Annotated in this window: 11 protein-coding genes and 1 pseudogene; 3 read left to right on the top strand and 9 right to left on the bottom strand. The window is 57.8% G+C overall.

Annotated features, from left to right (window positions below; translation table 11 throughout):
• The first annotated feature begins 279 nt into the window (after positions 1–279).
• On the top strand, positions 280–717 hold the full coding sequence (locus GH657_RS08530; protein WP_153100293.1) for a DUF6602 domain-containing protein: 438 nt from the start codon (positions 280–282) through the stop codon (positions 715–717).
• 395 nt (positions 718–1,112) lie between these two features.
• Here GH657_RS08530 and GH657_RS08525 read toward each other — a convergent pair whose 3' ends face one another.
• A complete protein-coding gene (locus GH657_RS08525) occupies positions 1,113–1,511 on the bottom strand; it encodes a type II toxin-antitoxin system VapC family toxin (RefSeq protein WP_153100292.1) in 399 nt (132 codons plus the stop codon).
• A complete protein-coding gene (locus GH657_RS08520) occupies positions 1,508–1,753 on the bottom strand; it encodes an AbrB/MazE/SpoVT family DNA-binding domain-containing protein (RefSeq protein WP_153100291.1) in 246 nt (81 codons plus the stop codon). The genes GH657_RS08525 and GH657_RS08520 overlap by 4 nt, the downstream gene beginning before the upstream one ends.
• Before the next feature lie 301 nt (positions 1,754–2,054).
• Here GH657_RS08520 and GH657_RS08515 point away from each other — a divergent pair, with 301 nt between their 5' ends.
• Positions 2,055–2,924: a LysR family transcriptional regulator gene (locus GH657_RS08515; RefSeq protein ID WP_153100290.1), complete on the top strand. Its 870-nt coding sequence runs from the start codon at positions 2,055–2,057 to the stop codon at positions 2,922–2,924.
• Positions 2,925–2,965: 41 nt separating this feature from the next.
• On the opposite strand, the gene GH657_RS08510 is transcribed toward GH657_RS08515, so the two are convergent.
• The 4 genes and pseudogenes from GH657_RS08510 to fae form a co-directional block, all read right to left on the bottom strand.
• Entirely contained in the window at positions 2,966–4,363 is a 1,398-nt protein-coding gene (locus GH657_RS08510) for an MFS transporter (protein ID WP_174769911.1), read from the bottom strand.
• Between the two features lie 132 nt (positions 4,364–4,495).
• Positions 4,496–5,935, bottom strand: coding sequence for an NAD-dependent succinate-semialdehyde dehydrogenase (locus tag GH657_RS08505; protein WP_153100288.1), 1,440 nt, complete (start codon positions 5,933–5,935; stop codon positions 4,496–4,498).
• Positions 5,932–6,969: an aldo/keto reductase gene (locus GH657_RS08500; RefSeq protein ID WP_153100287.1), complete on the bottom strand. Its 1,038-nt coding sequence runs from the start codon at positions 6,967–6,969 to the stop codon at positions 5,932–5,934. The genes GH657_RS08505 and GH657_RS08500 overlap by 4 nt, the downstream gene beginning before the upstream one ends.
• A 55-nt stretch (positions 6,970–7,024) precedes the next feature.
• Positions 7,025–7,548 (bottom strand): annotated as a pseudogene (gene fae, locus GH657_RS08495) (formaldehyde-activating enzyme).
• 234 nt (positions 7,549–7,782) lie between these two features.
• Here fae and GH657_RS08490 point away from each other — a divergent pair.
• Entirely contained in the window at positions 7,783–8,691 is a 909-nt protein-coding gene (locus GH657_RS08490; RefSeq protein WP_153100286.1) for a LysR substrate-binding domain-containing protein, read from the top strand.
• Between the two features lie 85 nt (positions 8,692–8,776).
• Here the strand turns inward: GH657_RS08490 and GH657_RS08485 are convergent, their stop codons facing one another.
• The 3 genes from GH657_RS08485 to GH657_RS08475 all read right to left on the bottom strand — a co-directional run bounded on the left by GH657_RS08485 (position 8,777) and on the right by GH657_RS08475 (position 13,091).
• Complete coding sequence (locus tag GH657_RS08485) at positions 8,777–10,435, bottom strand: GMC family oxidoreductase (protein ID WP_153100285.1); 1,659 nt, start codon at positions 10,433–10,435, stop codon at positions 8,777–8,779.
• A 115-nt stretch (positions 10,436–10,550) separates the two neighbouring features.
• Positions 10,551–11,768 carry a mandelate racemase/muconate lactonizing enzyme family protein gene (locus GH657_RS08480; RefSeq protein ID WP_153100284.1) on the bottom strand — a complete coding sequence of 406 codons (1,218 nt, stop codon included), beginning with the start codon at positions 11,766–11,768 and terminating at the stop codon, positions 10,551–10,553.
• The gene (locus GH657_RS08475; protein ID WP_153100283.1) at positions 11,769–13,091 is read right to left on the bottom strand and encodes an MFS transporter; all 1,323 of its coding nucleotides are present in this window, start codon (positions 13,089–13,091) and stop codon (positions 11,769–11,771) included.
• Positions 13,092–13,114: the final 23 nt, after the last annotated feature.

Here is a 13,114-nt window from a genome sequence, read left to right as displayed (position 1 = left end):
GAGTGGCTGCTAGCTAAACCCTAAAAAATACGCAGCCCTCAAGAGAATGCTTGAAGGATGAAAAATTAGGGAATAGTCGTATTCGGCGGTTGATTTGCCATTGTGCGGCGCACAATGAAAGCTGTGAAACGCAAGTGTCCGCCGAGGTTTCGCAGAACGCCCAGGAAAAGACTGTCGCTCGGAGCCGCACCCGTATATTCAGACGGTGGGTTCGCTCTGGAAGCAGCCATGCGCGGTCTTGAAATATGATTCGGGTGCTAATAATTGAGAATCGACGACATGAAGAGAATGCTCGAAGCACATTTCGATGAGGTTGAATCTACGCTGTTACAGACTTCCAGAATCGCGGCTAATGCAGGACATACGCTTCATCGCGGAACGCCGCGCGAGAACCTGATCACGAATTTTCTGTCGACTCATCTTGGTGCGAACGTAGCGATTGGAACCGGAGAAGTCATCGATTATCGTTCGATACCTCGCGATAAGCGCAATCAGTTTGACATCATAATTTATCGGACGAACTACCCGAAATTAGATTTCGGTGGTATTACAGGCTTCCTTGTTGAATCGGTTGTCGCAACGATTGAAGTTAAGTCATTGCTAGATGAGGCTGCAATGCTACAGGCATGCTCAGCTGCGGCAAACCTGAAAGCACTCGAGTCGCAGTCGACCCGCTATGCCACCTTGGGTTGGATTCCGCCAAAGCCCATTGTGTAACTCCCCAATGTTCAATTCCGTCGATGCACGAGCGAAGACGTTTATGTGGGAAGGTGCGCGCGGCAGTCTTCTCTACTTTTTTCTCGCGCTGCAACTCGCAACCATGGGAATAGAAGGCGCTAATCTAAACACTGCACCGTACCTGCAAGAACACTCGTTCAATGGCCAATTCTTCGGCTAGGCAACTCGAACGACTGGTCTAGTTTGGCAACTGGCCATAGGCTCACGTTTGATTGAAGGGCACCTCCGGGTCGAAATGCATCCGCCCAGCGATGCGCGGTTAGCGCGCCAAATTTTTGCAGCGTGGCAGAGAACGCCTAGCATCAACCAGTAAATACGGACACTAAAACTAGGCTAATCAGTAGCACGTCCGGAATATCTGCCAGCACATCGTTTCACTTAAGCAATCGCATGCCGGCGACTTTCGATGCAGTCGCGTCGAAAGTAACCGTGTATTCGCACTCGGCAACGTGTCCCGAACGTTCGATCAGGCAATCCGCGAAATCTGACTTTGCCGATGTCACGAAAACACGAAGTGCTTTTCGCACAGTGTCCGCGCTTTCAACGACCAGCTCCTTCGTGGCGATCATCGAATCGATGATGCCTTTCATCTGCTCCCGATCGACCCCGTAACAGCGCTTGAGTACCCACACGACCTCGACCAGGGCAACCTGAGAGACATACCCTGGCTGCTCGGCCGAAAGAGACTCCATCAATGCCGTCGCTTTTTTCGATTGCGCGATGTCATCCTGTGCGAAGTACCGGACCAGGACGTTCGTATCCAGACCAATCATCGTGCAGATGCTCCCTGTTCGGCGATTGCAAGATTCATGTCCTCAACCGACACGGGCTTGGCGGGCTTCTTTACGATGCCTTTGAGCGACGTGAGAGAACGGGTGGCGGGATAAACCTCATACCGACCCGTTGCCTCGTTAAAGCTGAATTCGATCCGGTCACCGGACTCCAAGCCAAGCTGGTTTCGCACGTCCACTGGGATCGTGACCTGGCCCTTCGATGTGATAGTTGCTGCTGTCATTGTGGCACCTCCTATATTCCTTACTTTAATGTAAGGAAATAAAAAAAACAAGAGGCATGCCGACGATTTTCAGGTGTCGATTTTGACTATATAACGCACTGCAAAAATTACACTCCTTCGGCGAAGCATCCGCCGGACGGATTTATGTTTCCGTTTTATGACTCAGTGATAGTAATAAGAGGCAAAATTCATTCGGCTCGCGCCGCAGGCTCTGCGTACCCACAGGTAGCTTCGCAGCTTCGGTATGACATTCTCTGTCCTGGTTAAAAACAATAGAAACAATAGAAACAGAAGGTGATTTATGCGGCGTTTACCCTCGCTAATCGCGTTGCGTTTTTTCGAAGAGACGGCCCGTCACATGAGCTTCAACCGCGCTGCCATCGCGCTATGCGTCACACAAGGTGCGGTGAGCCGCCAGATCAAGCTGCTCGAAGAGTCCCTCGATGCCAAGCTATTCGAGCGCGATCACAAAGGTATTCGCCTGACACCGGCCGGGTTACAGCTTCTGCCCTGTCTCTCGGACGCTTTCGACATGATCGAGCGCGGCTTTCGCCAGATCGCCGCAGCCAAGGGGCCATGCCGCCTGGTGGTGGCTGTGCCGCCCACCTTTGCAACACAATGGTTTGCGCCACGGCTCGCCTCACTCGTGATGGAATTGGCCGACGTCGAACTGTCGATCCGCACCGAGCCGAGCCCCGACTGTCATTGCCACATCCGCTTCGCGCGTCACGCACTGCCCAGAATGCATTCTGAATTGCTAATGACCGAGCGTCATGTACTCGTCGGCACCCCACGTCTGCTCACGCAACCGCTCAATAGGCTGCTCGACGAGATGCCCGCGTTGCATGTGCTGCACAACGACGCGCGTCTTGAGCTATGGCCGAACTGGCTCGCACAAGCAGAACTTCCCGCCCGGTACTCGGAAAACGGCATTGAGTTCTCGACACTGGAACAAGCTATCCGCGCAGCAAGCAAAGGTGCGGGTTTAGCGGTCGTCGACCGGAACATGATCGTCGAAGAATTGGCTAATGGCACGCTCGCGCAATTCTCGTCTACCGAAGTGGTGGGTCCTTATGGCTACTGGCTCGACATGGCGCCGCACCACGCGGCGCTCGAACATGTGCAGGCGTTTGGAAGCTGGATGCGTGATGAGGTACTGAAGATGGAATGATTAGGCGACGGTAAGCGTCGCCCTTTTCGATCCAGCTTGGGTTACACGCCGTGCACGCCGCTCGCTTCGTTCAAGGTCAGATGCCGTGTTTCAGGCGCCCACGCGATCGACACGATCATGCCGACCAGCAATACCGCTGCAAGCACCACCATGGTGAAGTGAAAACCCAGGTGGACAATGCCGAACGGCAGCAGGAACGTTCCCACCGCCGAACCAAGACGGCTGCACGCGATGGCTAGCCCCACACCACAAGCACGTACCTCGGTGGGAAAACATTCTGGCGGAAACACGCCGACGAGATTGGAAAACGCCGACATCGTCAGGGTAAAAACAGCGAACGCGACAATCATGCCGATTGTGGCCGACTCCGGCAGCAAGCTCAGTACGATCAGCGACACGCACGTCACCGCGAAAGAGCCGATCAGAAACACACGGCGCGGCAGCTTGATCGTCAGCCAGATACCGATTAACGCGCCCAGTACAAGAAAACCGTTCAGTAGAACATCCGCACCCGAATCGTGGTTTAGATGCATCGCCTTCAGTATGGTTGGCAAAAACGTGTAGATGGCGAAGTACGGAATGACGAGACACACGAAGAATGCGCAATTGAAGATCGTGCGGCGAATCAAATCCTTGCCGAACAGACGCATAAAGCCGCCCGATGTCTGCACATGAGCATCGTGAGCGCCATCGAGCGTCACGCCCGGGCCAAAATGCTTCAGCACGATCGCCCTCGCCTCCGCAACCCGGCCCTTGCCCTGCAGCCAGCGCGGCGATTCGGGCGTGCCGATACGCAACACGAGTACGAGTAGCGCTGGAACACCCGCTGACGCCAGCAACCAGCGCCAGGCATCAGGAGAAACATCGGCATAAAACATGCCCAGCACATTCGCTATCACATAGCCGATCGTCCACACTACGCTGAACGATCCGAGCAAGGCGCCACGATGTTTGCGCGGCGCGAATTCAGCGAGGATCGCATGCCCCACCGCGAAATCACCGCCCATGCCGAAGCCGATCAGCCCGCGCAGCAAACACAACTCTATGGGAGAGCGCACATAAAACTGCGCGAATGCCGCTACGGTGATGATCAGGAAACTCAGCAGAAAAATCTTTTGTCGCCCTAACCTGTCTGACAACCAGCCGAACATCAGGCTACCGAGAAAGATCCCCATCAGCGCGGAACTACCAATCATTCCCATCCAGAATGCGTCAAGCGGCATCTGCCGATTCATTGATGCAAGCGCATAGCCGATTGTTCCGAGCGCGAAACCTTCCGTCAGATGTGCACCGAACGTTAAGCCCGCGATCCTGACGTGGAACGTATTGAGCGGCACGTCATCAAGCGCGACAAGACCACGCGCAGACGGTGGTACGGCTGATAAAGCCGTGGCGGGGGCGAGGCCTAGGGCGCTCACCGGGATATCCTGGTTGTTCACACTGTCTCCCATGCAACCCTGTTGCGATCCCAGGCAAGAGCGCTGCAAATTTTCATGGATGATCCGGCTCGTGCATTGCCGCCAGTCCGCGCCAGCGACACTTGCACACGACATACCCGTACAGGCTGAATCTCAATGTCCGAGGCCACCCATCATCATGTACTTCAGTTCGGTGTATTCATCGAGGCCGTACTTCGAACCTTCGCGGCCAAGACCTGACTGTTTGATGCCGCCGAACGGTGCGACTTCCGTGGATAAAATCCCTTCGTTGATGCCAACCATGCCGCTTTCCAGCGCTTCGCCGACGCGCCACGCACGGGCCAGATCACGCGTATAAAAGTACGCTGAGAGACCAAACGGTGTGTCGTTTGCCGCAGCGATCGCTTCGTCTTCCGTCTTGAAGCGAAAACAGGCCGCCACGGGTCCGAAAGTTTCTTCTGTGGCGATCAGCATCGAACTTGATGCGTCAGCGAGCACCGTCGGCTCATAGAACGTGCCGCCGAGCGCATGCGGCTTGCCTCCGGTCAATACGCGCGCGCCCTTTTGCAAGGCATCGGCCACATGAGTCTCGACCTTCTTCAGCGCCGCCTGATTGATCAGCGGCCCCTGCTCGACCTCACCCTGCAATGCATTGCCGACGCGCATCTGGCGCACCGCCTGTGTCAGCGCGGAGGTGAACGCAGCGTAAATACCGTCCTGCACGTAGAAGCGGTTCACGCACACACACGTCTGTCCCGTGTTGCGGAACTTCGAAGCCATGGCGCCTTGCACCGCGGCATCGAGATTCGCGTCGTCGAATACGATGAAGGGAGCATTGCCGCCTAGTTCGAGCGACAGTTTCTTGAGCGTTGCCGCCGACTGTTGCGCGAGCAGCTTGCCGACTCGCGTCGAGCCGGTAAACGACAGCTTGCGCACTGCAGCGCAAGCCGTAAGCGCGCCGCCAATCGCCACGGCATCGCCGGAAACGATATTGAACACGCCCGGCGGGATACCCGCCCGCTCCGCGAGCACCGCCAGGGCAAAGGCGGACAGCGGTGTTTCTTCGGATGGCTTGAGCACCATCGTGCACCCAGCCGCCAACGCAGGGCCCGCCTTGCGCGTGATCATCGCTAGCGGGAAATTCCACGGGGTGATCGCCGCCACCACCCCGACGGGTTCACGCGTCACGATAATCTTCGCGTTTGGATTGGGGCTCGGGATCACGTCGCCGTAAGCGCGTTTGGCTTCTTCAGCAAACCATTCGAAGAAGCTTGCCGCATAACCGACTTCGCCACGAGCCTCGGCCAGGGGTTTGCCTTGTTCGCGCGTCAACAGTTCAGCAAGCGCATCCCGGTTCTCGAGCATCAATTCACCCCAGCGCCTGACGCGTGCGCCGCGCTCCTTCGCGGTGAGCGCCCGCCATGCGGGAAAAGCATGGACAGCCGCCGCAATGGCTTTTTCGGCTTCGGCGCTGCCGCCCTTTGCCACCTGCGCGACCACTTCTCCCGTCGCGGGATTCAACACGGCATAGGTGCTGGCGCTGTCATACCACTCACCACCGATGTAATGCCCTGTGCGCAGAAATTCGTTCATGCCGCCTCCTCTATGGTTTCGCCGAACACGCCTTGCGCGGCGCGCGGCTCACGCGCCACGCGGCAGCCCGCGGTGTAATCGTTGATCAGGTCACAAGGCGTGTAATTGCGCTCAAGCTCGAATAGCTCGTCGGCGGACAGCGTCGTGTCGAGTGCAGCGACCGCGCTATCGAACTGCGCTGGCGTGTCCGCGCCAACCAGCATGCTTGCCACACCGTGGTGGTTCAGCACCCAAGCCTGCGCAATCTGCGCGGCGGACACGCCCCGTCGCGCCGCCACGCGTGTCACCGAGGCCGCGATCTCGCGCGAAACGACATCGCCATACATCTGTGCGGTGAAGAAGTCGGTCTGGTTACGCATCGAGTTCGGCTCGCACGTCAGCAAACCGCGTGCGAGCGGACTGAACACGGAAACACCGAGCCCCTGATCCTGACAATACGGCATCATTTCGCGCGCTTCCTCGCGGTACGCGAGGTTCAATTGCAACTGCATGTTGATGGGCTTGTGCCAGCCATGACGCTCGCAGGCCTGGATGATCTTCGAGAGCTGCCATGTGTACATGGTCGACACGCCGATATAGCGAGCCTTACCCGCTCGCACGATATCGTTCAGCGTGCTCATGGTTTCCTCCACGGGCGTATTCACGTCGAAGAAATGCAGCATGTAAATATCGACGTAATCCATGCCAAGACGTGCAAGCGAACCGTCGATGCCGTCCATCAAGTGCTTGCGTGAATGGCCGCCCGCGTTCTGATAGGTACCGATGTCATAGCCCACCTTGGTCGTCACCACGATTTCCTCACGGCGTGCGTGCCGCTTCAGAATGCGGCCGACCACTTCTTCGCCTACGCCCGCGGAATAAAAATCGGCCAAGTCGATAAAGTTGACGCCCGCTTCGAGCGCATGACGAACAATCGGTTCGCTGTGCGCTTCATCGAAGATCCACGGCTTCCACTGCGGTGTGCCCATGTTCATCGTGCCAAGGCACAAACGGGAAACCTTCAGGCCAGACTGGCCGAGGCGAATGTATTCCATGACGTCTGTCTCCATCCAGTTTGCGTGTTCGCGCGCTTTGCCCTGCGGCATGCCATTAACGTTGTTTCGGGGTATAGAACGGGTTTGATACGTCGCGTGCGGCGGCGAAAACTTCATCGCGCTGCGGTAAGCCCTTCATCGCGGCGAGAATCGCCTTCTGACACGCGCGGTAGTTATTCTCGAAGACGGCATCGAGATCGTCGGTCGCGGGATTGACCCAGTTCGCCGACACGATCACCCAATCGTTTTCCGCCTCGGGCGGCAAGGTGCCGTTCTCCAGCGATTCGGCCACCGCCTTTGCAATGCCCGCTTGCGAAGCCCCCATGTCGCATTGCCATGAAAGTCACTGCCGATCTGCGCCTTGTTCACGTAAAGCGTCAAGGGCTTGGCGGGCACGCCCGGGCAGACGATCACGACAAAGGGCGCATGACCGGCTGAAGGCGTTGCCAGCGCGGTTGCAAAGGCCTGCCCCGCCGGACCATTGCGCGGACCGAGCAACACGTTGATATGGGCGAGATTGACGCCTGGGCCTTCGAAACCTTCGCCGATAAAGAGGAGTTTGTCCGTTGCTACGCTCATGATCTTTTTGCCGAAGTTGAGTGAATGAACGATTGTGACGCGCACGATCCAGCATCCTGTAGCGATGAGTTTTGATCCGGGGTATGAGGTGAGCTCAACTCCGTGCTTGCCCCAGGCTCACGGTGTGTGGTGGCACGCTCAAAGCCCGCGAGCGCCCGGTAAAATGCGCAATGGCGCTAACCCCACTGAAACACTGAAACACTGAAACTCACTGAGCTCAACTTGAAACGAAAAATGCCCGCGCTGAACGCGCTGAAAGCCTTCGAAGTCGCTGGCCGAACGGGCAGCTTCACTCGCGCGGCTGAACTACTCAACGTGACGCAAAGCGCGGTCAGCCGTCAGGTCCGGCAACTGGAATCCCAGCTCGGCGAGACCTTGCTTCAACGTCATCACCACCACCTGGAACTCTCGGCTGCTGGCCGCATCCTGCTGCAAGCACTGCAACAGTCATTCGACCGAATCGAGCTCACCGTGCGCAGCCTGCAGGAGAAAACCCAGCGCAACCGTTTGCGCCTCAACGCGCCGCCCACCTTCGCCAGCCGCTGGCTGATGCCACGTCTCGGACGCCTGCGAGATGCGCATCCCCATCTCGAACTCAGCCTGTCGACCTGCCTCGACGATCACCTCGCTGAATCGGGCATGCTCGATTGCGCCATCCGCTTTGGTAACGGCGAGTGGGAAGGCTTCGACAATCGCTTGCTGCTGAACGAACAGCACATCGCTGTCTGCGCACCGGCCTTGCTGGCGCACGAATCCAGCCGTGCAGCCATCGATCTGAACCAGTTCACGCTGCTGCACGTGCTGGCGAGCACGGAGCAGCGCTATCTGACCTGGCAACACTGGTTAAAAGCCGCCGGCATTGACAACGTCGACACCCGTGGCGGCTATGAATTCGATCTGCTCGATCACGCGATCCGCGCGGCCATCGACGGCCTCGGCGTGACCATTGCCGATCGCCACATGATTGGCCGCGAACTCGCACAAGGCCAACTCATCCAGGTGCTGAACGTGCACGTCGACGGACATCAGTCGTACTGGCTCGTCACGCGCGGGCAACAGGACGAGTTGGCCCACGTTGCGTTATTTCGTGACTGGTTGCAGCAGGAGATCGGGCTCAATGAGCGTGTGCTCGATGCGATGTAACCAGAGCATCAGAGCCCGAGCCGCGGGTGCGGCTTGAGCGCTCAGGCTCAGGCTCAGGCTCAGGCTCCATGCTCAGGTTTCATGTTCAGGCAGCCGCCCGTTTTGCCGCTTCGGCTTTAACAACGGTTTCAGCGGTAGCGTCCCTGAGAATCATCTCGGCGCCCTTTTCCGCCACCATCATCGTCGGTGCATTGATGTTGCCGGAGGTGATGTTTGGAAAGATCGACGCATCGACCACACGCAAACCCGCAACACCATGCACCCGCAAACGCGCATCCACCACCGAGGAGCGAGGGTCATCGCCCATCGCACATGAGCCGCACAGGTGATAGATCGAACCCGACTGCTCACGGAAATACTGCAGGAAACCTTCACGCGTATTGACCTGCGGACCCGGCGAAATTTCCTCGAGGGTGATCGCCTTGAGCGCTGGCGATGCCATCAGCTTGCGCACCAGCTCGCAACCCTGAACCACCTCGTCGAGATCCTTTTCTGTGGTCAACGCGTTGATGCGGATTTTTGCCGCGTCTTCGGCGCGGCTCGATGCAATCTCGATTGAACCGCGGCTCGTCGGGCGGCACGGATTGAATGCCAGCAGAAAGCCCGAATACGGTTCGGGTTCGAGATTGGCCTTGCTGCTTTTCGGGATTCGGTACGACAGTGGATTGAAGTACAACTGCAGGTTCGGCTGCGTTTGCCGCTCGTTGCCCCGGAAGAAGCCTCCTGACTGGTTCACGCTCATCGCAAGCGGCCCCTTACGCGTCAGCAGATACTGCAAGCCCAGCTTGAGCTTGCCAGGCAGCGAGCGCATCTCATCGTTCAGGGTCTTCACGTTCGCGCGATAGTAGAAACTCACGCACAGATGATCCTGCAAATTCTGGCCCACGGCGGGCAGATCCTTCACTAGCGCGATGCGGTGTTGCGCCAGCAAGGCGCTATCACCCACGCCCGAGAGTTGCAGCAGCTTGGGCGAATCAACGGCGCCCGCGGCCAGGATCACCTCACGCTTTGCCATGAACTGCCGGACCACGCCGTTCTGCGTCACGCTCACGCCGATGGCCCGCTGCTTGCCGTCGAACAGAATGCGGCTCACCAGCACGTTCCGCTCGAGCGTCAGGTTCTTGCGCGTCAGCGCGGGGTGCAAGTACTCGAAGCTGCTCGATGAACGCCGTCCCTTGCGCGTATTCACATCGTAGATGCCCGCCCCTTCGAATTGGGCTCCGTTGAAATCATCGCTACGCTTGTAGCCCGCCTGATCGCAGCCTTTCAGGAAAACGTGACAAATCGGATGCACGGCATCCTTCATCGGCGAGATATGGATCGGGCCGTTTGCTCCGTGATAATCGGTGTTGCCGAGCGGATGCGATTCGAGCCTGCGGAAATACGGCAGCACATCACGAAATGCCCAGCCCGGATTACCCGCTGCCGCCCAGTCGTCGAAATCATGTGGCTGGCCGCGCACGTAGATCATCGCGTTGATCGAACCGGAGCCGCCCTGCACCTTGCCACGCGGGCAATAGATCGGCCGGTTGGCGAGTTCAGGTTCAGGCTCGCTGTAGTACATCCAGTTATAAGTCTCGCTGTAGTACGTTCTGGTAAAACCCACCGGGATTCTGAACCAGAACGAACTGTCCTTGCCGCCCGCTTCAAGCAGCAGCACCGAATATTCGCCCGACGCCGACAGGCGATTGGCGAGAATGCAACCTGCCGAACCTGCACCGGCGATGATGAAGTCGTAATTCATGTTCCATGTCGCCAGACGGCGCTCAATCAATAATCTATCGAATGCGAAACACACGCCGAAACGAAACACACGCCGAAACCCATGGGTTGAAATCCGCAGGTTGAACCTGGCGCCGTTAACCCCTGGCTGGCGCGAGGTCTTTCACGTCCGCGGGGTGCGCCGCCATTTGCAGATGCAAACGCTCGCCGGTGTAGGGCGTGTGCTGCCTGACGACATCCATGTTCAACTCCACGCCCAAACCGGGTTCCCGGGAGGCAATGATGTAGCCATCTTCCCATTGAATGGGCTGGCGCAACACGGCGGCATGAAAACCGTCCCACGTACCGATACTTTCCTGAATCAGAAAGTTCGGCGTGCAGGTGGCGAGCTGAATACTGGCGGCCGCACCAATCGGCCCGTTGTACAGATGCGGCGCGATCTGCGCGTAATACACTTCAGCGATCGCCGCGATTTTCTTCGCTTCGAGCAAACCACCCACGCGCGCCACGTTGAGTTGCACGATTGACGCTGCGCCCGCTTCAAGCAGCTTGAAGAATTCATACTTGGTGGTTAGTCGCTCACCCGCCGCAATCGGGATACTCGTGTGCCGCGCGACCTGCGCCATCGCCCCCTCCTGTCCCGGCGGCACCGGTTCTTCGAACCACAATGGATCGTATTTTTCGAGGCGTTGAGCGAGCCGGATAGCCGATGACGGCACCATCTGTCCATGCGTGCCGAACAGCAGATCAGCCTTGTTGCCAACCGCTTCACGCACACGGCGGCAGAAAATTTCGCAGCGTTCGAGCACTTCCAGCGACAGTTGATGACCCGAATAAGCCGTGTATGGCCCTGCCGGGTCGAACTTCACCGCGGTGAAGCCACGCTTGACGTTTTGAGCGGCGCATTCGGCTGCGAGATCGGGGTCGTCGTAGTCGTATTCGCCGCGGCTGTTCTTCGGATAAAGGTAGGTGTATGAACGCAGACGCGGGTTCACCATGCCACCGAGCAACTCGTACACCGGCTTGTTCGCTGCCTTGCCGATGATGTCCCAGCACGCCATCTCCAGCCCGCTGACGACACCCATCATCGTCAGATCGGGGCGTTGCGTGAAACCGCTCGAATACGCTTCGCGCCAGAGCCGCTCGATATGATGCGGATCCTGATCGAGCAGATAGCGACCAAATACATCATCGATGATGTGGGTCATCGCCTTCGGATGGAACGTCGCCGAATAGATTTCGCCGACGCCCTCGATACCGCAGCTGGTTTTAAGTTTGACGAAAATCCAGTACATGCCACCCACATGCGGTGGCGGTACGGCGACGATATGTGTTTCCAGTGCCACGACTTTCATTTACGCCTCCTCTTCCATACGCCCAAACCTCTTGCCTAGTGCCAGACCGGCAAAGCCGCCCAGCATCGCCATGACAGCCACATAACTGAAGTAAAGCTGGTAGCCGAAAACACCCGGAAAACGCTGCGTCAGATAACCGTTGATCAACGGCAAGAACACGTCGGGCGAATAACCGAGCACGGAAATCAGGCCAATGGCGAGGCCCGTGGTTTCGGCCGGAATCTTGCAGCGATCCAGAAGCGACCAGTACAGGCCGCGAATCGCGTAAGTCAAAATGCCGATGAACAACACGAGAAACACGAGCAGCACGTGGCTCGAAATACGCGGCGCGGCCATCAAGGCCACGAGCGACAATGCCGCGAGAAAAAGTGCTAGTACCAGAACCGAGACCTTCGAATAACGGTCACCCAGAAAACCGCCGCCGATGCCGCCAATTGGCCGCATCCACAGCTTGAGCGTGGTGATCGTGCCGGCCATCACCACGGTCAAACCGATCTCGCCTTCATGCAGGTATGCAGAAAAGCTGTAGGTCGCCCAGAACACCTGATAGCCGCAAAACACAATCGCAGCGACCAGCCACAACTCGGGAATCGACGCGAGCGTTTTCAGATCGGCCAGCACATTGCTGCGCTTGCGCGCGACACGGTGAACCGCCGCATCCGCTACGCCTTGTGGATCTTTGACGAGCACGAGCACCACGCCGAGGACAATGCACAGAATGGCGTACAGATAGACGACCACCCTGAAACCGACCGCAGCTGGCTCGCCTCTCGTCTGCGTAAACCATGCGAACAGCGTGATGGCAATCGTCGCCAGCAGTGCTTCGATCAAGCCGCGTCCGCCATCGAGCAAGCCAAAAAAGCGGCCCTGCTCATGCGAGCCAGCGATCATCGTCACACGCTTGATGATGGCCGCCCAGAACGTCAAACCTGTCGATAATCCCCAGCCGCCAAAGATCAGCATCAGCATCGGAAAAGGCGGTGCGCTCGAATACCACAGGCCCAGTACGCCCGTTGCGATGAGCGAAAAACAGATCAGCAGGCGCGGCGCGATCCGGTCGGCGAGCCAGCCGCTCGGCAAGTAGCTGAGTAAAAAGATCGTGCCGAGCGACGAATACAGATAGCCAAGCTGACTATCGGTGATATGAAACACCTCAAGCATCGTCGGCTGATAAACCTGACGAAGATACAGAATCGGGTAAATCGCACCGGCCGCCAGCACCAGCAACATGAGCTGGAGATAACGCTGGGCCTGGCTTTTTTGTAATGCAGCGGCCTCGTTTAACGTCAACGAAGCGCTAACCTGAACGGGTTGAGTTGACACGTGAGCGCTCCTGAGAGACACCG

This window comes from Paraburkholderia hayleyella (genome assembly GCF_009455685.1).
In the GTDB taxonomy this organism is placed as follows: domain Bacteria; phylum Pseudomonadota; class Gammaproteobacteria; order Burkholderiales; family Burkholderiaceae; genus Paraburkholderia; species Paraburkholderia hayleyella.
The sequence above is the reverse complement of the archived record's forward strand: the minus strand, read 5'-3'. Positions and strand labels throughout refer to the sequence as shown.